The 17,429-nt window shown below is 37.2% G+C and carries 32 protein-coding genes; all 32 read right to left on the reverse strand.

Going from position 1 to position 17,429, the window contains the following annotated elements; translation table 11 throughout:
- Window positions 1-16 precede the first annotated feature (16 nt).
- A complete protein-coding gene (locus NE668_RS03080) occupies window positions 17-1,000 on the reverse strand; it encodes a major capsid protein (RefSeq protein ID WP_205112372.1) in 984 nt (327 codons plus the stop codon).
- An 11-nt stretch (window positions 1,001-1,011) separates the two neighbouring features.
- A complete protein-coding gene (locus NE668_RS03085; RefSeq protein ID WP_227036904.1) occupies window positions 1,012-1,662 on the reverse strand; it encodes a hypothetical protein in 651 nt (216 codons plus the stop codon).
- On the reverse strand, window positions 1,655-1,963 hold the full coding sequence (locus NE668_RS03090; RefSeq protein ID WP_256195724.1) for a hypothetical protein: 309 nt from the start codon (window positions 1,961-1,963) through the stop codon (window positions 1,655-1,657). The genes NE668_RS03085 and NE668_RS03090 overlap by 8 nt, the downstream gene beginning before the upstream one ends.
- A complete protein-coding gene (locus tag NE668_RS03095; RefSeq protein WP_227036902.1) occupies window positions 1,964-3,691 on the reverse strand; it encodes a portal protein in 1,728 nt (575 codons plus the stop codon).
- 1 nt (window position 3,692) lies between these two features.
- Window positions 3,693-3,875 (reverse strand): hypothetical protein, encoded by a 183-nt coding sequence (locus NE668_RS03100; protein WP_227036901.1) that lies wholly within the window; start codon window positions 3,873-3,875, stop codon window positions 3,693-3,695.
- Window positions 3,876-3,897: 22 nt separating this feature from the next.
- Window positions 3,898-5,352 (reverse strand): terminase, encoded by a 1,455-nt coding sequence (locus NE668_RS03105; protein ID WP_227036900.1) that lies wholly within the window; start codon window positions 5,350-5,352, stop codon window positions 3,898-3,900.
- Window positions 5,324-5,776, reverse strand: a complete 453-nt coding sequence (locus NE668_RS03110) for a terminase small subunit (protein WP_205112367.1) — start codon at window positions 5,774-5,776, stop codon at window positions 5,324-5,326. Before NE668_RS03110 ends, NE668_RS03105 begins: the two co-directional genes overlap by 29 nt.
- 289 nt (window positions 5,777-6,065) lie before the next feature.
- Window positions 6,066-6,266, reverse strand: a complete 201-nt coding sequence (locus NE668_RS03115) for a hypothetical protein (protein ID WP_227036899.1) — start codon at window positions 6,264-6,266, stop codon at window positions 6,066-6,068.
- A gap of 889 nt (window positions 6,267-7,155) precedes the next feature.
- On the reverse strand, window positions 7,156-7,605 hold the full coding sequence (locus NE668_RS03120; RefSeq protein ID WP_227036898.1) for a hypothetical protein: 450 nt from the start codon (window positions 7,603-7,605) through the stop codon (window positions 7,156-7,158).
- 3 nt (window positions 7,606-7,608) lie between these two features.
- On the reverse strand, window positions 7,609-7,788 hold the full coding sequence (locus NE668_RS03125) for a hypothetical protein (RefSeq protein ID WP_227036897.1): 180 nt from the start codon (window positions 7,786-7,788) through the stop codon (window positions 7,609-7,611).
- Window positions 7,789-7,792: 4 nt separating this feature from the next.
- A complete protein-coding gene (locus tag NE668_RS03130) occupies window positions 7,793-8,233 on the reverse strand; it encodes a hypothetical protein (RefSeq protein WP_227036896.1) in 441 nt (146 codons plus the stop codon).
- Entirely contained in the window at window positions 8,226-8,489 is a 264-nt protein-coding gene (locus NE668_RS03135; protein ID WP_227036895.1) for a hypothetical protein, read from the reverse strand. Before NE668_RS03135 ends, NE668_RS03130 begins: the two co-directional genes overlap by 8 nt.
- Window positions 8,482-8,730, reverse strand: coding sequence for a hypothetical protein (locus NE668_RS03140; protein ID WP_227036894.1), 249 nt, complete (start codon window positions 8,728-8,730; stop codon window positions 8,482-8,484). Before NE668_RS03140 ends, NE668_RS03135 begins: the two co-directional genes overlap by 8 nt.
- Complete coding sequence (locus tag NE668_RS03145; RefSeq protein ID WP_227036893.1) at window positions 8,711-8,974, reverse strand: hypothetical protein; 264 nt, start codon at window positions 8,972-8,974, stop codon at window positions 8,711-8,713. The genes NE668_RS03140 and NE668_RS03145 overlap by 20 nt, the downstream gene beginning before the upstream one ends.
- On the reverse strand, window positions 8,967-9,263 hold the full coding sequence (locus NE668_RS03150) for a hypothetical protein (RefSeq protein WP_227036892.1): 297 nt from the start codon (window positions 9,261-9,263) through the stop codon (window positions 8,967-8,969). The genes NE668_RS03145 and NE668_RS03150 overlap by 8 nt, the downstream gene beginning before the upstream one ends.
- A 172-nt stretch (window positions 9,264-9,435) precedes the next feature.
- Window positions 9,436-9,585 (reverse strand): hypothetical protein, encoded by a 150-nt coding sequence (locus NE668_RS03155; protein ID WP_227036891.1) that lies wholly within the window; start codon window positions 9,583-9,585, stop codon window positions 9,436-9,438.
- A 68-nt stretch (window positions 9,586-9,653) separates the two neighbouring features.
- Window positions 9,654-10,082, reverse strand: a complete 429-nt coding sequence (dut, locus tag NE668_RS03160; protein WP_256195731.1) for a dUTP diphosphatase — start codon at window positions 10,080-10,082, stop codon at window positions 9,654-9,656.
- The gene (locus tag NE668_RS03165; protein ID WP_227036889.1) at window positions 10,054-10,422 is read right to left on the reverse strand and encodes a hypothetical protein; all 369 of its coding nucleotides are present in this window, start codon (window positions 10,420-10,422) and stop codon (window positions 10,054-10,056) included. Before NE668_RS03165 ends, dut begins: the two co-directional genes overlap by 29 nt.
- A complete protein-coding gene (locus NE668_RS03170; RefSeq protein WP_227036888.1) occupies window positions 10,422-10,583 on the reverse strand; it encodes a hypothetical protein in 162 nt (53 codons plus the stop codon). The genes NE668_RS03165 and NE668_RS03170 overlap by 1 nt, the downstream gene beginning before the upstream one ends.
- Before the next feature lie 18 nt (window positions 10,584-10,601).
- Complete coding sequence (locus tag NE668_RS03175; RefSeq protein WP_227036887.1) at window positions 10,602-11,375, reverse strand: DNA-methyltransferase; 774 nt, start codon at window positions 11,373-11,375, stop codon at window positions 10,602-10,604.
- A 9-nt stretch (window positions 11,376-11,384) separates the two neighbouring features.
- Window positions 11,385-11,885, reverse strand: a complete 501-nt coding sequence (locus tag NE668_RS03180; protein ID WP_227036886.1) for a hypothetical protein — start codon at window positions 11,883-11,885, stop codon at window positions 11,385-11,387.
- 270 nt (window positions 11,886-12,155) lie between these two features.
- A complete protein-coding gene (locus NE668_RS03185; protein WP_227036885.1) occupies window positions 12,156-12,545 on the reverse strand; it encodes a single-stranded DNA-binding protein in 390 nt (129 codons plus the stop codon).
- Entirely contained in the window at window positions 12,546-12,974 is a 429-nt protein-coding gene (locus NE668_RS03190; protein ID WP_227036884.1) for a hypothetical protein, read from the reverse strand. It abuts the gene before it with no gap.
- Window positions 12,975-12,987: 13 nt separating this feature from the next.
- Window positions 12,988-13,206 (reverse strand): hypothetical protein, encoded by a 219-nt coding sequence (locus tag NE668_RS03195; RefSeq protein WP_227036883.1) that lies wholly within the window; start codon window positions 13,204-13,206, stop codon window positions 12,988-12,990.
- A gap of 2 nt (window positions 13,207-13,208) precedes the next feature.
- The gene (locus tag NE668_RS03200; protein ID WP_256195926.1) at window positions 13,209-13,889 is read right to left on the reverse strand and encodes a hypothetical protein; all 681 of its coding nucleotides are present in this window, start codon (window positions 13,887-13,889) and stop codon (window positions 13,209-13,211) included.
- Window positions 13,828-14,616: a replisome organizer gene (locus NE668_RS03205; RefSeq protein WP_227036881.1), complete on the reverse strand. Its 789-nt coding sequence runs from the start codon at window positions 14,614-14,616 to the stop codon at window positions 13,828-13,830. Before NE668_RS03205 ends, NE668_RS03200 begins: the two co-directional genes overlap by 62 nt.
- A gap of 3 nt (window positions 14,617-14,619) precedes the next feature.
- A complete protein-coding gene (locus NE668_RS03210) occupies window positions 14,620-14,853 on the reverse strand; it encodes a hypothetical protein (RefSeq protein ID WP_227036880.1) in 234 nt (77 codons plus the stop codon).
- Window positions 14,840-15,172, reverse strand: a complete 333-nt coding sequence (locus tag NE668_RS10400; protein WP_371745237.1) for an HNH endonuclease — start codon at window positions 15,170-15,172, stop codon at window positions 14,840-14,842. The genes NE668_RS03210 and NE668_RS10400 overlap by 14 nt, the downstream gene beginning before the upstream one ends.
- Window positions 15,108-15,662, reverse strand: a complete 555-nt coding sequence (locus tag NE668_RS03215) for a hypothetical protein (protein WP_227036878.1) — start codon at window positions 15,660-15,662, stop codon at window positions 15,108-15,110. Before NE668_RS03215 ends, NE668_RS10400 begins: the two co-directional genes overlap by 65 nt.
- Window positions 15,643-16,284 carry a hypothetical protein gene (locus NE668_RS03220; RefSeq protein WP_227036877.1) on the reverse strand — a complete coding sequence of 214 codons (642 nt, stop codon included), beginning with the start codon at window positions 16,282-16,284 and terminating at the stop codon, window positions 15,643-15,645. Before NE668_RS03220 ends, NE668_RS03215 begins: the two co-directional genes overlap by 20 nt.
- Window positions 16,285-17,148, reverse strand: a complete 864-nt coding sequence (locus NE668_RS03225) for a DUF1351 domain-containing protein (protein WP_227036876.1) — start codon at window positions 17,146-17,148, stop codon at window positions 16,285-16,287.
- Window positions 17,138-17,413 carry a hypothetical protein gene (locus NE668_RS03230; protein WP_227036875.1) on the reverse strand — a complete coding sequence of 92 codons (276 nt, stop codon included), beginning with the start codon at window positions 17,411-17,413 and terminating at the stop codon, window positions 17,138-17,140. Before NE668_RS03230 ends, NE668_RS03225 begins: the two co-directional genes overlap by 11 nt.
- Between the last annotated feature and the right edge of the window lie 16 nt (window positions 17,414-17,429).

Genomic DNA, 17,429 nt, shown 5'->3' on the forward strand with positions numbered 1-17,429 from the left:
ACTTGGTTACCCCCTATTATTTAACTTGTTGTTCACCAATAATTAATGCATCAGTACGACGTACTGGAACGTCATTGAAATCAACAACGATTTTGCCCGGTTCTTTACCTGCTGCAGTTTGATATTGATGACCTTTGTTAAGTTGTTTACGTAAGAAACCACGAACAGTCTTGTTCATATACCAAACTGGACGACCCATACCAAGGTTAGGAATTTTTTCTTCTGCATCAATCATCAAGTCGATAAGGTCAGCGCCTGCAGATGCGTCTTTTGTAAGTTTAGATACATCAATATTCGCAATACGAACAGCATAACGCCAGTCACGGACTGTTAAACCCAAATCCCAAGAATAATGAGTTTGATATGCTTTATACTTTTTGCCTTCACCATCAAGTGCATCAACTACACCATCATTTTCCATTGTGAAGCCAGCTTTACCACCTTTAGGATAGAACCCATACATAGTATTAGGACCCCATACGCAAAGCCAAATAGAAGTCAATTGATTACCGGTACCGCCTGCATCAATAAGGTTTTCTGCGGAGCGAGCCGTTTTATCATTGTATCGTGGTGCTAATCCGATAAATTTTTCAGGTTCAGATTTAGAACCATAGAATAATGTAGATGCCATTTCTTGGTTCATAGATTCCAAGAATGCACGATCTTCTTGTAAACGGAATTCAGCAGCATTGTTAGAAATATCTACCAATTTACGGTCAACAACTGCATAAGATTCAAGCATACCGCAAGCATCTGTAATTTGTGCTGTTTTGGATTTATCTTGATTTACACCGCTGTTGAATAAACGCCAAGTTGACTTTGGTAAACCAGTACGAATAGTAGTCATATTACCAGTTGCAAGGTTACCTTCAAGCATTGTCATATCCGTTAAAACTTCATTGGTTTGGTTCATCATTTCAACAATTTTGTCGAGATGACCATCACCTTTTACACGTTGTGCTACATCGAGCAAAGTAGGGTTTAATGTTCCAATTGCCATTTAATTTCTCCTTATTTCTTCATGTCACTATAAATAGATTCAGCCAATTGTTGTTCAGTTGTAATTTCATGGTTGCCTTTAGAATTACCCACACCCCGGTCTTCCTGAACCATTTCACCGACTGCCGCAAATACCTTAATCATGTTAATGTTGTTATCGATATGACTATCAACAAGCAATTTACGTAATTCCGGTACAGCTTTAGTTAGTGCTTCGATGCCTTTGCCTGCAAGAGCTACAGTTTCATCGAATTTGCCGCCTAATTCCTGTTTAGCTTGGTCATAATCCGCTTGTTGTTTTTCAACAATCGCTTGTTCTTGTTGCTCTTGATAAGCAGTTAAGATGTTTTGTGCGTACTGACTGCCAAACTTGGCTAGTTCAACAGCTTGTTCCTGTGTAGCACCAACTTGGTTAAGCAATTTGCTAAAGTCTGCGGATACAGTTTCATCAAGTTCAGTACCTTCAGGGAATACATCCTTGAAGTCATAAACCGTTGGTTCAGCAGGTGGCGTATTATCACCGCCTAGTACAGATGGATTACTACCTTCACCATCTGGTTTAGCAGGTGGTTCAGTAGGTGGCGTAGGATTATTTTGGTCCGGATTCGTGCCCGGTTCATTGCCAGTCATGTTATTGTTAGCACCCATATTGTCTTCAGCCATTTTGTTTCTCCTTTTCGACTAAATTATTAAAATATTCTTGTTGCCCGATATATTCGAGCTGCGCTTGGTGATACTGTTTAACTCCATTGGTACCCAACTTAACTAGATCACCATGAAATAACAGTCCTACCTTGCGCTTTCCTTCGTTGAAATATGTTTCACTGTTGCCAGTAAACGATTGCTTTAAGATTCCAGAGCGGTCCATGAGCATACAAAAAAACCACCTACCAAGTTCAGTACTTAGTACGTGGTTGAGAGCTTGCATATCTCGCTCTTGCATATAATCTTTAATTGTTTTCATCTAAACACCGTCCATTCCTAGCCAACTCTGTAATGCAGGGTTGCCATCATTGGCGGCGTCTGTTGCTTGCTTAGCCGCTTGCGCCATTCCCGGTGCCAATTGAGCCGCTTGCATAAGTTGTTGTTGCTGTTCCTGTTCAGCCTGTGCCTGTGCTTGTTGCGCTAGGATTTCTTGATATTCATCATCAGAGCGAATAATCTTAGCCGGTACGCCTAAGTTAACACCGTATGTATTGGCTGCTTCCTCAAAGTTAAACTTGTTAACGATATTAGGATTAGCTTGTGCCAAACTCATGATGAACGCAAAATACTGTTCGATGTTTACCAATGAACTCATCTTTTGCGCTTGGGCTAAAGGCGAGATATATTCAATCTTCACTTCTTGACCGTTTAACTGGTCTAAGAGTTCCTCATCATCAACAGGTGGAAATACACCGGCACGATCTAGCACCGAATACACACGCTCGATAATTGGATTCAAGAATTCAGATAGCAGCCGTTCGACTACAGGGCCTAATTGCTGTAATTTCTCTTGAGTCCTCTCCATAACCTCACGAGCCGTCATTTGGCCCTTATCGATTTGGTCTAACATCAAAAACAGATCCGCACTATAGGCTCTCTTGATTGAATCCTCTGTAACTGCAATCTTGTTTTGGATATCTTGAAGATTGGACTGAACTGCGAACATAGGTTCAACCTTATGTTGCCCTTCAATCTCCGTAATACCGCCCGGATATAAGTTAACCGTACTAATTACATCAGATGGCGCTTGCATAGGAGGTTTAACCCATAACTCAACGGCTGTCAGATAATCAAATTCCAATTTCTGTAACATTTGTGAATCTGGCTGAGCAAACCATGCGGCTCCTTTGCCGTAACCATTCAAGTCCATTGATGTATGTCGAGCAATAGGAATTGGCCATTCTTCAAAACCGCCATGATACAAAACTTCATCGCTATTGCTGCCTTCCACCCAGTAGATAGATGAATATGGCATATTGCGACGTCCTAACTTATCCTTACGGTCTTTGTTGGGTTCAACCAACCAATTGACTGTGAATGATTGCTGTAATCCATTACCGTTGTCGTAAATATTCTTGATATTATCCGGACAATTCTCATATCCAAATTGCTCAACAATCTGATCTACTGTCATTTTGTATTTACGAGCGAAGGTATTTACGATTTCCTTGCTATTAGTCCCAATTGCATAGGTCCCGATTGGGTACGAAGTAAAGCGAACGCCGGATTCACTATCGGCAAATATCCCCATGGGAGATTGCCCCACCGTTAGCTCAAGATATACTTGATGAACTACGCTGTAGAAATTGGATTTAGCAAGAACTGCATACAAGATTTCCTCTCGTTCATCCAATAATTCAGCAACTTGGCTATTCGCTGCTACGTCAATATTTTCCATGGTTAGCTTAAACCATTTACGGCTCGGAGGCGTTAAGCCGCTCATGACGCCACTGGCGAATATCTGGCAGGACTCCCAAGCTACAGGATTTAGGATTTTACCGTTATAAGGCTCTGATTGGTCTTCCTCACCATCAAATTGACCAATGAACGGTAACTGATAGTCACGCAACTGCTTCCACTTATTAACGTATCGTTGCTGCGCATTAAATAGTTGCGAAAATTTCTTTCGTAACTTCGTATAATCACGCCTAACAGGCTTAGCACTTTCCGTAGGCTGTCTAGCTAGTAAAGATTCCATTTCCGCCATGCTATCCCCCTAAAATTGATTTCTGACCGCTCGCAGTCGGTCCTAAGATAGTAGATTCAAAGCCACGTTTGAACTTGCGTTTAGTTTCTGCCATTTCCTCACCAGTTTGATTGCTCATATTCGTTTGAACGGTTGGAGCTGGAGCAGGCGGTGTATAGTTAGCAGATGCACCCTTCATACACATCTTTATCCCTCACTTTCTACAATTAAAAAGGATTGTAACTTGTATTAGCTACAATCCTATTGCCTGTTTCACTTTTTTTAATGACCCGTGCAGCAAAGGTCAAGGCGAGGGCGTCCCCTTTATTCGGAGACGGTAACCCTCGGTCTTTCATATCTTTTTTACTTTCAAGCTGAATACGACCATTCTTATCAATGATTGCTTCCGGTCCCACAATGTCATCATAGAGTGCTTGATCATTCGGTGGTATTGAGCCACCCTCACGGAGCCATTCTTTCATCTGGCCCCACATGTAGGCCCTCATATTAAGATATACAGGGTCATTACTCTTACCGCCAAACTCAATTAACCGCCACTTACGGCCTAATTGCTTACCAATACTGTAGATGCCTGTTCCATATCCCATATCAATGAATACGGCATCAGCTTTGTATTCGTCCTCGAACTGAGCGATGAGTTGAGCCATGCGCCAGTCATCATCATTCTTAGGAATCGATGCGAGGGACTTCATATAGTATCCTTGCCGCATTACTATTTCTAAGGAGTCGGAACCGGTCCACGCTGGGTCAACACCAATGATTACTGGTAAATGGTCAAATGCTCCCGGCTTATACGATTGCTTTTGTGCCTTATCCGCAATTTCAGTAGAGATGAACTGCAAATCTGATGCGGAAGGGAACACACCACGGACACGGATTTTGACAAAGTCAGAATCTTCACCATAAGCATCAACCCATTGTTGTAATTGTGCCTTATTGGATATTTTCACTGTACGGCTATCAATCTGATACGTTTTCCAGTAGTCTCTGTATTTTCTAAAACATTCACGGAACCTTCCACTATTTCGAGTAGGGTTACCAAAGACGCACCAAAGAATTTCCGTATTGGAATCCGTAAGAGCCCCTTCAGTAACTTCCCAAATCTTATCCGATATAGCAGAAGCTTCATCAAATATAACTAATATTCTATTTCCTTGATTATGAAGACCTGCGAACGCTTCTGGGTTTGAATCACTCCAAGGAATAGCATCAATACGCCAAGTTTTTTCATATTTTTTATCACTGCAAAATATTGCTGTTGCCGTGTAAGTGAATAGTTCTTTACCAACAAACATGTTGTACCACTTGCCAAGTTCCGCCCATGTTTTAGATCGCAATTGTGTATCGGTATTTGCCGTTACAACACCACGAGTATTTTCATGAGTAGCTATTGCAAATATAATAAGCCATGATACATCGGCAGATTTACCGATACCATGGCCAGATGCGTGGGCTGTACGAATGGCAGTCTGTAAAGACTTGCCTTTTTTTAATTGTTCGCCTAGATATTTTAAATGTTCTCGTTGCCATTCATCAGGCCCTTCCATATTCTCTAACGGCGTTCCCGGTTCTCCCCAAGGGAAAGCAAAGTACACAAACCCCAAGGGGTCATCAGCAAATGATGCAAGTGCGTCAATCAGCTGTGCTTTGTTGTACTTCATTAGATCTACTCCGTGCTTTTTTCATGCGGTCAGAAATATCAATTTCTACTTCCGCAGATAATTTCACCTTATCGGTAAATAGCATATGTCTTTTACCTAACAGTTCAGCTGCTTTCGTTTTATCAGCAACCGACACATCTAAACCAAACGCATCTTTTTCTTCACCACGCACAACCCTAGTCAAGTATTCCAGTACTTCATCAGCCGTTGCGATTGTGTCTTTGCTGCGCTCATCCATGATTGCATCTATATATTGGCGTACCTTAGGTTTTCTTAGCATTTTGCTAGCTGTTACACTTGCCGTCTTTTCTGAATATCCAGCAGTAATTGCGCTTTGTGTTCCATTGGTGGTCTTAACGTATTCATCAGCGAATATGCGTTCTTTCTTAGTTAGTTTTTGTGCTAATTCTTCTATATTCGTCAATGTTACTCACCACCTTTATATGTCTTAACTAAAAATAGCAGTACTTCATATTGCTTAGTACTGCTGTACTCACTTTCTTTTTTATAGAGTTGTCCTTGTTTAAAGGTCTTACCCTTTTTGTACTTTTCAGGAAATGTTAGTTTGTACTCTTCCTCTGTGTACATTCGACTGACAATATATATCTTGCAAGGCTTATCGTATTTGCTCCACGATTGCCTTGTATCTACAACGTACCGCCTACCATTCATCCGTAATGCGGTTAATAGCTTTCTTATTGTTGGTTGATAATTCACATCCAACACCACACAATGGCCATTGCAATTAATACCGCACATAGAATAGCTAAATAATCAATGATAGTCAGTAAGCTATCTCCACGATGTTCGTAAGCATATTTTGCCTTAGCTTGTAAATCTTTATTGTTCAAGTCCTTGGCTGCTTGTTTAAATAACTTTCTATCTGCAATGAATTGTTTGATTGCTTTAATCATTTCAGTACTTCGCCACCTTTCCTTTTTAATTTGCCATGTAATCTAACACATAACCCATAATTACATTTGCTCGCACCGCCATGTGTAATATATGTTTGACACAGTCCGTCATATTCAATTTCCTTTGCGGTACATATCCCTTTTTTGTTGTTCAAGCAATTATGCTTACAACATCTTATCTCAGTCATATCCTTTCCCTATTTTGATGGATTTATACAAAAAATGAGATATATCCACGAAGATATACCTCATTATGTGATAGTTTTATTCATTTTAATTGCATTAATCACTCAAAACTAGGTGCTTTGTTTATGACATGACAATTTACGCAATTTTAGGTTTCAACTATGAAAAACAAAGTTAAATAGATAAAAGCACCTAGTTTTCAATGATCATTACACACTCAATACCAACAACTAACTATTATGAATCGTACTTGTGTTAGGTTAAGTAACAATAGAATATATGACTAATTTTGGAGGCCCAGTTAGTTGTCAGTATTCAACATGTAAAAACCAATTAGGGTAGGTTCGTATTTAAAATCTATAAGCTATGTTGAAAATATTCGGCCTACCCATATCAGTTTTGCAGTAAAGTTTTACAAATTTTGTCTTAACACATATTTCTGAAATTAGAAAAAGTATTATGTTTCACTCATTAATCAAATATGGTTGCGCTGCTACTCTGTGTCCATCGATGAATTGTCCCACACCACATTTCGCCCATATACAACAAAGGCGCACTCTTATGTGGGTGCGCTTGTTGTTGTGTTTTGATTTACCTTTATAAGGAAAGAGTGAGTACAAGTCGCTTAGTGGCAACTTCTACATATATATTATACCTAATAGCAAACGCACTTGATACGGACAATTACGGACATTTGCGGACATTACTGGACAAGTTTTTGCCCAAATTCTAATAATGCTTTTTGCTTGTATCTCTTCGCTTGTTTCGTAGAGTAACACCCTATCATTTTATAAGCATCTTCTGTTGTATTATTGAGTACAAATTCATAGCGTAGGATGATTGCTCCTAGTTTTTCATCTAGTGCATCTATCTTAGTGATCGCATCGCACTTTAACTTTGATAACTCATCAATACGTTTATCACGTTCTGCGACTGTATCAAGAAATCTAGCTACGCTACCCTCTAACCCTTGTGGAGTTCCACCGCCAGTTACTCGGTCTTTACTGTAATCAATAGCACCTATAGATGTAAGGTTCGCTCGTAGTTGATTGATTTCTTCTTTGATAGATGCAATCTGTACATCAATTAGCTTAACAGGTTGCAGGTACTCAACCGCCATTTCTATTAGTTTCTTTTCGTCTAGTTCGTTCAAACATTACTCACCACCAAACATAACACCTGCCCCAAAAATGATTAATATAACACCAATTATCGCCTGTACAAATAACATTCGCACGCATCCCTCTTCAAAAGTATCAAATGCATCACTTAAAAACACTGCTAAAATAGGAGCAGTACCCAACATCATTCCAATTGTAATTAAATTTTCAGCCATATGTTTATACCTCCGCTGCTAGTTTTGCATATTTCCAATCACAAACACTGTCAGCATCCTCGACGCTCCATGATGTGCATCCACATAACCAAGTTTTCACAACTCCCCTTGTATATCGTGCAAAATATCTAGGTTTCCAATCCACCTTATTTTGACTAACCAATACAGGTGTATCAACCTTTACTTTAGACCAATCAATAAAGCCTAATTCTCTTGCAATATTTAAAACTTCGTTTCCCTTTATTTTAGGAAATACACTTTTCAAACAATTAGCATATTCAAATTTATTACAACTGTAAATATTTATATAGCCTGATTCCATATCCACAATAGGTATTTCATTGGTTAAATATAACTCTCCATTATACCGACATGCACAATATCTCCAGCCATCATCATATAGCTTTTGTAACAGCCATTTCTTCCCTAGTTCATCGCTAGTCATAATCTTCTACCTCTCTGTAAGTCGTTTCGAATTCATTTGCTGTATAAACTTTAATTTTACCTTTATGATCTTTAACAATATAATCACCTCTAGAACACACAATCACTTCATTCTCTGTTGTGATTTCTAACGATAACTTCTCACGCCAATAACACCCAACTACATCATCAACGAATTCAATTACTTCCATAGCATTAGTGCCGTTGTATTGTATAGCTTGAATTTCACTAACCTTTTTCACATATCTTTTAGACACTTTCTACCCACTCTCCTTTTTCCTCGTTCCATTCAAACCTAACTTCATCTTCTAAATAAAAGTTATCATCCTCATCAAAACCATAGCTTTCATCATACTCAATGGCTTTTCCTATATAAAACACAGTTTCTTCGCTCTCAAATGCAAGCTGGCATAAAAACTCAAATGCATCTTGATAGCTTTGAGGTGCGATGTAAAAGTCTGAGTGTTCAACGTAACCACTATAACTTAACATTTCCATTGGTATTCCCCATTGATAACGAATTGTATATTTGATGTTTGATTTTAAGTCTTATTTTATCAACAAAAAAGTCCAACCTCATGCAATGTTCTATTTCAAATATTGTTGATAATTCTGTAATAGTTACAGTTGATAATTTATATATAATTTTTATGCTACCGTCCTCTCTTTCAATCTTAGGTTTACAGATTGTATCACCTATAACAATTGTTAAAGCACTAGATAACAATTCTAAATTAATCATACACACCCCCATATCGTTTATCTATTTCATATCTATATTGTGATATAACTTGTTTCTTTATATCCAACGCAAGTTGCTCTAGCGTAAGATTTAAAAGTTCTAATTTAATCAATGGTAATTCTATACCTATATTGATATCTCCATATTTGTAGATAATACTAAATCCACCAAAATCATATGTAACTTTAGGCTCTAACAATTCATCGTTATAAACAAAGGTCAACGCACGTTGCAATGTATAAATAGTATCTTCCATACCAATTCGTTTTATATCGTTATAAATCCTCATGCTCACCTCTTATGATAGGGCGGATATTTCACCGCCCATATCCTAATCATCAACCAACATTAAATAATATGTGTTTAAACATGATAAGTGTCATTCCGATTAATAACGTAAAAATCCAAACGATCATACATATCAACAATGCATTGAAAAATCCATCTTTCTTACACATTCTTTATTCCTTTTCTGTAATCAATATAATTTCATCGGTGTCCAAATCAACAGATACTCTTGTTACACAAAGCAATTCATTATTAACAAGAACACTAACTCCACTTTCACTATACTTTTCATCGATTAATTCTTTAATTTCTGACCATTCCATATTATTTGCTCGCTTTCAATTTACTCATAAGTATTGTTGCTACTGCGATTTTTTTCGCATCAACACATTTATTTTCCTGTACTTCCATAACCGCCAGCACCTCTTTCTGTTTCACTTAAATCGTCAACCGCTACAACATCAACCAACGCAATTGGTACGATTACTAATTGTGCGATGCGATCACCTCTAAATATTGTGTAGTCATTACATGATACATTCTCATATACAATGCTTAGTTCACCTCGATAATCAGCATCAATAATACCTACACTATTTGCACATCTTAGAGGTGTCTTACTCATGCTACTTCTTGGTACAAGCAAACCCATATGACCTTTTGGAATTTCAACCGCTACTCCTAAAGGTATTTTCTTTTGACTGTCAGCAGGAACTTTGATATGGAACGGACAATACAAATCTAACCCAGCTGCATCATTACTACCTCTTGTTGGTAGTTGTGCGTATTCATTAACTAATTTCACTTTCATTTGTTCCATTACGTTCCTCGCTCCATTCACTTTCTTTGTATATACGGAAGAAATTATCCGCACTCATTACGACTAACCAAGATTTATTACTTTTTTTCCAAGCTACTATAGGCATATCACCACTTTTTTTTGCATCGTATTCCGCTTGCTCATAGGCTTTACGGACATTCAGATTTTCAACAAATTTGACTTCTTGATGTATGTTAGGTAGTCCTACACAGTCCGATGCATCACCTGTGTTACCACAATATTGTGCAGTTCTTCGGACTTTATCGAACCCATTAGCACGGCATACATCTCGCCACATTCGTTCGCCTCTAGCACCTTTTTGTTTACTGTTTATTGGCATTAATACCCATCTCCCATAACCAACCGCACTTCCGAATTAATGAGGTTAATATCAACCACTTCAACTTCATGTAACATTCCATCTTTCGCCACACAAACCACATCAACGTTCAAATCATCATGCATATCAATGAGTTCATGTATAAGTTCTTTAACTGTCATTTAATTACCTCATCATTTCTATTTAGCAAACTCTAATAAATTTGTTTGAATTTTAACATCACTTAACATCTTTTCTTTTGCTAATGCATACATTTTTCTATCAATTTCAAAACCATATGCACTTCGTCCTAACTCCATAGCAGCCCTCAATGTACTACCACTACCAGCTACTGGATCAATCACAACATCACCCTCATCTGTGAAGATTTCAATTAATCGTTTAAGTACACTTATAGGTTTTTGCGTTGGATGAATATTAGGTACTAGGTTTTTGTTATCACGTTTCCATTCAAAGTGATCAAATATCATTTTTTTGTTGTTATTAAACTTAGGAAGTTTTTCACGATACAAAACCAATGCATATTCTGTAGCACCTACAATACGCATATTTGCCTTTAAGACTTGCGCACTATAATTTTTATTGAATGTAATAGGAATGTAGTTTTTAAACCCATGTTTTTTTGCATATTCAATAACCATTGGTTGTTGTTGGTAGCTACAAAATATAATCATGCATGGTGCTTGACCTCGTTCTTTAGGTTCTTTTTTTAACAACCGATTACAGAAATGAAAGTATTCTGCAATGTTGAAGTTGTAATCAGAATTAAAGAATGCTTTACCAGCTTTTTTGCTTTCGCCGTTCTTATTATCGCCGTCTACATACCACATAGGATTACTCGCATAGGCATTGTTTCCTAGATTATATGGAATGTCAGCAATAACTAATTGTGCCTTTGGTATTCCATATCGCTTAAAATTCTGAAAATTATCATTAAATAACTCTATCTTCATTATTCACCCCTATACATATTGTTCACATCGTTTTAATATATCGTGAATTAATTTTAATGGAATATTTGAACGTGAATTATATCTACCTCCAACATTACTTAATTGATGCCATTGTAATTTAGCTTTTATATTGTTTTTCATTAACTTCAAATCAATATTGCTGCCAAACTTTGTTGGTTTCTTAACCGGATAATCGTAATTATTGTAATAAGTTAGATTCTCATAAGGAATAACAAAGCCTATTACATTTGCTATGTAATCCCATATCCGTCCATATGCTGGATTTTCAATTACGAACACTTTAGGTTGATAACGTTCAATGATTTTTATCGTATTATAAATACACATTTCACCATTAATTCGTGTTAAGAATTGCTTGTCGTAATTATATTGAACACGATCATATTCAGAATTATTACGAATTGTAAATTTACTATTCTCCTTGATTTCACCAAATAATGAAGTGATGCTATTAGGCTCGCGTTTCCAACAAGCATTTCCATTTATCATTGCACTAGCATTACTCCAGCTTTCGCAAGGTGGACTGGCTAGAATAACATCAGGTCTATCTAGTTTATCTAATGTTTCCCATAGTGCGTTTTTGTTATGAAGCGTATTTATCGCAAGGTCTTGGTTAATACACGCATCACCAATTCCTATTGATATGATCGTGTGTTGCCCCCCCCATATTCACGTTATATTCATCTACCGCTTGATGATAGCAACCGTTGCCATCATCAAATAACCCCCATATATGCATTCTCTTTTTCTATTCACCTCTTAAAACGGAAAATTTTCATCCGTATTACTGTTTTCAAAACTATCAAAGTTACTTGGTGCGTTATCATCATTCATCAATGATGTTCCGACAAAGCCAGCTACCACTTCTGTTACGTATCGTTTTTGACCATCTGTGGTTTCGTAAGAGCGTGTCTGTATTCTACCCTCAACGAACGCTCTATTGCCTTTACGCAAATTACCTACGCTTTCTCCCAACTTGCCCCAAGCCACACAGTTTACAAAAGCAGTTTGTTCTTTCGTTTCATTTGTTGTGGAGTCAATATAGGTGTTAGTTGCTGCTACCGTAAAAGTGGCCACCGCTCGACCACTTTGGGTATAACGTACTTCTGGATCACGTGCTAAATTACCTAAAATCTGTACTGTATTCATCTAAACCTCCTTAATATAATCTTTAATTCGATATGTTTTTGTTTCTTGTACCACAAATGCTCGGTTCTCATAACCATGACGTTTTTCCCATGCTTGAAATACCTTCGTTAGTTCTTCGCTTAGTTCGTCCATGTGTTCGTTTTTAACATTTTTCATGTAATCGTCTGACCATTCTGCGATTTCATCAGCTAAGTTATAATCACATACATTCCAAATTACACGCTCGCCGTCTACCTCTGGTACATATTGGTATGGATGACCGACTTCTATTGTTGTTTGTAATAACTCTTCTCGACTTAAGCTACCAAAATCGCCGTAGTCGTATTCGTTATCTACATAATCTGCGATAGCCATTTCAATGCTATCTTGTGGATCGCCAGCCACTTCATCATCAACCCAACAATACTTTGTTTCATCTTTAACTAACATAATCTATCACTCCTTACCAATAACTAAGTTGGTTTAGTTTAGCCTCACAATCATCTACATATACATCGTAGCTAGGGTGAATGTGGCAATCGACTGTTGCCTCATTCCTCATGATTTCTAGCAAGTTTTCAATCTTGGTTCTTGCCTGTGCCTCGTTGTTTGCCAGTACTTGAAAACTAACATTAAAGCTAACATTTACACTTACATCAAACTCTTTTACTCTTTCCCTCACGTTTAACCCCCTATTGCCTGTTTTAATAACGCTTTCCCTTTGTCTGACATTTTGCTTTTGTTGATTATTTCTTCTACATCTACTGGTTCTTTGGCTACTTCTACTAAGTTACCAGTTGCAGTCATTTCAATTCTTTTCTGACCAGAATTGAGTAACACACGTTCCTTTTCTGCTTTCTCCCTTGCTTTTAACAACAAGTGATTATCCTTGATTGAGTTGGCCAATCTCAATCGCTCACGTTCTCTTATTTCTTGCGACTCATAGTTCCTCACGAACTGCGAACGGCAAGACATCTCGTTGAAGTTATCTCCGTTTTGAGGGTCAAACGATTTCCATATTGCCTTAGCACATTGTTTCGTTAACCCATCTAGTTTATCTAACCCTTTATCGTAGCCATATGATCGTGCCACTTGATATACCCTTTCCCATGCATCTTGTGCAGTCGGAAGTTCCTCATGTGCATTTACAAAAGCACTTAATGCGGAACATTCCTCTCTAATTTCTGCGATAGTTGGTAAAAATTTACAACGATTAATTAAGTTCGCTACAGATTGTTCTAACGTGATTGGGTTGACGTTTGAAAGCATTGAAACATATAACTTCATGCGTTCCTTTGACATATCAGTACTGTACGCTATCTGTAACATCGATAGCGCTTTCACTATCTGTTGCTGATTGTTCATATTCTTCCATCAACTCCTTTACTACGTTCATTGCATCTTCCTTGCTATTCTTTTTAGAATTAGGTTTTCTGTATTCGCTACGCTCCCATGTTCTAACTGCTGCTTTCCAATCTTTCATGGAGTTTTTACCAACTTTCCAGCCGTTGCTTTCATAGTAATCAAAAAAATGTTCAGCGTTTACATTATTGTTTCTTTCAATGCAGTAGTCTTGTATTTCATCAATAGTAGGTTTAGTAAAAGTTTTACGCTTTGGTGAATGTGGTTTCTCACATTCGCCCTCTATAGTCTTATCTAACCTAACCTTACCTATACTAGACTTACCTAACCTTACCTTACCTACGGATACATCTTGTATACATTCTGTATCCATAATGGATACATTGCTTGCGTTTAATTGATATTCCTTGTTTGCAGTAATTTCCAGTAACTTTCTTTCAGGTTGTAAACTTGGTTTGTAACGATCGCTTTGAATGTAGTTATGTATCTTCCAATGTTTTATTACGATAACTCCACTACCAAAACCGATTACAAATTGTTTAGCTACAAGCAACTTCATATCATCTTCTTTAGCACCAACTATTCGCATGATAGATTTAGGTGCATTTATAAACCCATCATCATCAGCATCTAGCAACATATGAAAGTATAAGTTTTGTGTTGTAGCTGGCATATCAAGGAATTGGTCTGATTTAATAATGGACTTTGCCATCATCCGTCTTTCAGCCATAGACTATTCTTCTTCCACGTCTTGCAATCGTTCATTAAGTTTACTTAGGCTATAAACAAATGCATCAAATTTATTAGACTCTTGGCTTTTTTTTGATGTATTCACTTGATTAATTACATCCAATACATCATTTAGTTCTGTAATTTCTTTTGCATTTACTTTGTATTCACCTTGTGTTTGTTCTAATTTCTCAATGCGTTTCTTAACATATAGTTCAACAACATCAATTCTTTTCATATTGTTTCATCCTTTCCATAATGATTGTTTCTAGCTTTAATTTTGTTTCCTTTGCAAATACTCCGTGTGCTAAGTTCTCATGGCAATATCTACACAAACACGCTAGGTTGTTTAGTTCGCTTGTACCGCCTCTACCTCTAGGCAATATGTGGTGTACCTCAGTAGCAGGTGCTCCACATATTACACAACATGGATAGCCATCTATACTATCTCGTTCGATAGCTTGCGGTCTTGTAATTTTATAGAGTTTATCATCATTCCTTTTTCGCTTGTTCATTCCCCCACTCCTTAACCAACGATTGGATATAATCGCTATCATCAAGTTTTATTCCAAGCTGATTGCACTCATCAACCAAGCAATCAATTAGCCTTTGCATTTCTGCAACTGTGTATACTGATGATCCGTGGTAGCACATGATGTTGTGATAACCTCTGATGCTTTTACACTCGCCAGCATCTTCGGCTATCCAGCCAAGGCCATGCCCTTTCCATATGTTTATATAGCGTTCAACTGCATCCTCTCGGACTGGAACATATGTGAAATGACTACAATCTTTGATTGCTTTTCTATATACATCTTCCTTAGACATATACGAATGGTTACTCATGACTTCCGCTATCTTTTGACATAGAACCCAGCAATAAGCATTAGCGTTCATGCTGCGTGATTTTGATTTCTTTTTGATTTCAATCACGTATTCTTTTTCTTTATCTAATTTCGCTAGATCATTGTCATGTGGTGCTGGTATTACTACCATTACACCCAGCGGACTACGGAGCGTTTCAATATTACTTGTTGTCCACTTCATAACCTTTTACCCAATCATAAAGTTTAGACATTTGGTCTCTTGTAACGTTATCAATCACACCAACACCAAACATTTTTGTAAGTTGTTGTCCTACTTGTTCTTCGCTTATCCCATGTTCGATTGCCATTTTCAATACGATTGCGTATGCATTGTGAGGGTCAAATTCTTTTTCTTTCTTTTCCTTTTCTGCCGCTGCATTGATTTTGGTATCTTGTAAACCTCTATATACATCAGCGCCTACACCAATCATCTTTGCCGCAGTACCTAATGCATCAGTAACGGCCATCTTAAATGCCTCATCGTTTCCATGAAAACCATTTTTATCTTTGTAGATTAAGAAATCACCACCATAACCCGGAATTGGTTTACTCCACTCATTACCATCTTTGATATATAGATTTACTTTTACATAAAGCATCGTTTCGCCAGTAGCCTCTACTAATACTTGTTCCGTATCTACAATGTCAAAGTACCAACCAACACCACACATACCATAAACTTCGGTTAATATTTCCCATCTCCATTGTGGAGAAATATCATACTTGCCTTTAAGTTTCCCAAAGTCAATTATTTTTAACGCTGATTGCGGTACAGTTTTTACCGCATTATATCTACTATCCATCTATACCTCTTTGTACTTGTAACCACGCATTTCTAAGAAATCAGTTAAATCTTTTGCATCATCTTCTGTTAAGTCATAAACAGTTACTGTTAAACCAACTTTTGTTTCTGCCACTTCAACTATTTCAATTGGTTCATTTGTGATACTTGCTCGTGCAGCCTCTTCCATTTCGTTACGCTCTGCAAATTTTGCATTGATTAACTCTCTAGCCTGATCTAACGGAATATCTTTTACCGCATCCCAACATTCATCAAATGTGATTGGTGTTGCTAGTTCGTATTGTTGATTGCAAGTATCCACAATGAACTCAATCATTCCTTTTTTCTCTGCTAAAATTTGTTTGTAGTCATCGTCTGATTGTTGGCGCTTTGCAATTTCAATCATCATTCCCTCAATCGAGGTTTCAATGTCTTTCATTTTTGCAGTTTTATTTAACCAGCGTTTATCATGTTGAAGTTGATTTGCATATTCTTCACGCACTCCATATTTCTCAACCATCTTTTCAATAAACTTGTTAATGGCATCAGTTTTTGCTTGCACCTCTTTTTCATCAAAGTATTTGATTTGTTCTGCAAGTGGTTTTTCTGCATCGTAAACAACTTTCAATACTTCATTTACTTCTTCCTCAAATAACTCAATTGGTCTTTTGAGTTCTCGTTTTTTCTCTTTACAGAATTTATCAAGCGTTGTTCTATACTTAACGATTTCGTTTTTAGCACTTACCATGTCCTTATAGTTTTCTTCTGTTACTACAAGGCCTTTATACTTTTCTAACTGTGCCTCAAAGTAAGCTTTGATTTCGTCTTTGTTCCACTTGAATACTTGTTCGTTTTGACTAACAATAGGTGTTAAATTAATTTCCATTTGTTTTCTCCTTTTCAAATGTATTAAGCAAATCATTTATAAGAGCCAATTCTTTTTGCTTTTCACACATATCTTTTGTAGCTTCTAAAAATGCTATAAATTGCGTAATATCAAGATTTTTATAACCGAAGTTATAAGCAGCTGAAACCAAAAGAGCAGCAACTTCTATTGCGCTACCATTAAATTCATCTTTATTTAATATAAATTCCATATCATGACCACCATTATCTTTAGGTGTTAATATGATTTCGATTTTTTTTTGCATTTTTCTTCTCCGTGTT

The organism is Veillonella parvula, from assembly GCF_024461875.1.
Taxonomy (GTDB): domain Bacteria; phylum Bacillota; class Negativicutes; order Veillonellales; family Veillonellaceae; genus Veillonella; species Veillonella parvula_I.

Bases quoted from the DNA above. Each gene is read 5' to 3' on its own strand.
- NE668_RS03175 (WP_227036887.1), bottom strand. From the start codon at position 11,375: ATGAAGATAGAGTTATTTAATGATAATTTTCAGAATTTTAAGCGATAT.
- NE668_RS03190 (WP_227036884.1), bottom strand. From the start codon at position 12,974: ATGTTAGTTAAAGATGAAACAAAGTATTGTTGGGTTGATGATGAAGTG.
- NE668_RS03220 (WP_227036877.1), bottom strand. From the start codon at position 16,284: ATGGATAGTAGATATAATGCGGTAAAAACTGTACCGCAATCAGCGTTA.
- NE668_RS03225 (WP_227036876.1), bottom strand. From the start codon at position 17,148: ATGGAAATTAATTTAACACCTATTGTTAGTCAAAACGAACAAGTATTC.
- NE668_RS10400 (WP_371745237.1), bottom strand. From the start codon at position 15,172: ATGATAGCGATTATATCCAATCGTTGGTTAAGGAGTGGGGGAATGAAC.
- NE668_RS03090 (WP_256195724.1), bottom strand. From the start codon at position 1,963: ATGAAAACAATTAAAGATTATATGCAAGAGCGAGATATGCAAGCTCTC.
- NE668_RS03205 (WP_227036881.1), bottom strand. From the start codon at position 14,616: ATGGCTGAAAGACGGATGATGGCAAAGTCCATTATTAAATCAGACCAA.
- NE668_RS03125 (WP_227036897.1), bottom strand. From the start codon at position 7,788: ATGGCTGAAAATTTAATTACAATTGGAATGATGTTGGGTACTGCTCCT.
- NE668_RS03210 (WP_227036880.1), bottom strand. From the start codon at position 14,853: ATGAAAAGAATTGATGTTGTTGAACTATATGTTAAGAAACGCATTGAG.
- NE668_RS03180 (WP_227036886.1), bottom strand. From the start codon at position 11,885: ATGATAAATGGAAATGCTTGTTGGAAACGCGAGCCTAATAGCATCACT.
- NE668_RS03230 (WP_227036875.1), bottom strand. From the start codon at position 17,413: ATGCAAAAAAAAATCGAAATCATATTAACACCTAAAGATAATGGTGGT.
- NE668_RS03130 (WP_227036896.1), bottom strand. From the start codon at position 8,233: ATGACTAGCGATGAACTAGGGAAGAAATGGCTGTTACAAAAGCTATAT.
- NE668_RS03105 (WP_227036900.1), bottom strand. From the start codon at position 5,352: ATGAAGTACAACAAAGCACAGCTGATTGACGCACTTGCATCATTTGCT.
- NE668_RS03170 (WP_227036888.1), bottom strand. From the start codon at position 10,583: ATGACAGTTAAAGAACTTATACATGAACTCATTGATATGCATGATGAT.
- dut (WP_256195731.1), bottom strand. From the start codon at position 10,082: ATGGAACAAATGAAAGTGAAATTAGTTAATGAATACGCACAACTACCA.
- NE668_RS03085 (WP_227036904.1), bottom strand. From the start codon at position 1,662: ATGGCTGAAGACAATATGGGTGCTAACAATAACATGACTGGCAATGAA.
- NE668_RS03100 (WP_227036901.1), bottom strand. From the start codon at position 3,875: ATGTGTATGAAGGGTGCATCTGCTAACTATACACCGCCTGCTCCAGCT.
- NE668_RS03215 (WP_227036878.1), bottom strand. From the start codon at position 15,662: ATGAAGTGGACAACAAGTAATATTGAAACGCTCCGTAGTCCGCTGGGT.
- NE668_RS03200 (WP_256195926.1), bottom strand. From the start codon at position 13,889: ATGAACAATCAGCAACAGATAGTGAAAGCGCTATCGATGTTACAGATA.
- NE668_RS03115 (WP_227036899.1), bottom strand. From the start codon at position 6,266: ATGATTAAAGCAATCAAACAATTCATTGCAGATAGAAAGTTATTTAAA.
- NE668_RS03165 (WP_227036889.1), bottom strand. From the start codon at position 10,422: ATGCCAATAAACAGTAAACAAAAAGGTGCTAGAGGCGAACGAATGTGG.
- NE668_RS03140 (WP_227036894.1), bottom strand. From the start codon at position 8,730: ATGGAAATGTTAAGTTATAGTGGTTACGTTGAACACTCAGACTTTTAC.
- NE668_RS03095 (WP_227036902.1), bottom strand. From the start codon at position 3,691: ATGGCGGAAATGGAATCTTTACTAGCTAGACAGCCTACGGAAAGTGCT.
- NE668_RS03145 (WP_227036893.1), bottom strand. From the start codon at position 8,974: ATGATTAATTTAGAATTGTTATCTAGTGCTTTAACAATTGTTATAGGT.
- NE668_RS03150 (WP_227036892.1), bottom strand. From the start codon at position 9,263: ATGAGGATTTATAACGATATAAAACGAATTGGTATGGAAGATACTATT.
- NE668_RS03155 (WP_227036891.1), bottom strand. From the start codon at position 9,585: ATGGAATGGTCAGAAATTAAAGAATTAATCGATGAAAAGTATAGTGAA.
- NE668_RS03080 (WP_205112372.1), bottom strand. From the start codon at position 1,000: ATGGCAATTGGAACATTAAACCCTACTTTGCTCGATGTAGCACAACGT.
- NE668_RS03185 (WP_227036885.1), bottom strand. From the start codon at position 12,545: ATGAATACAGTACAGATTTTAGGTAATTTAGCACGTGATCCAGAAGTA.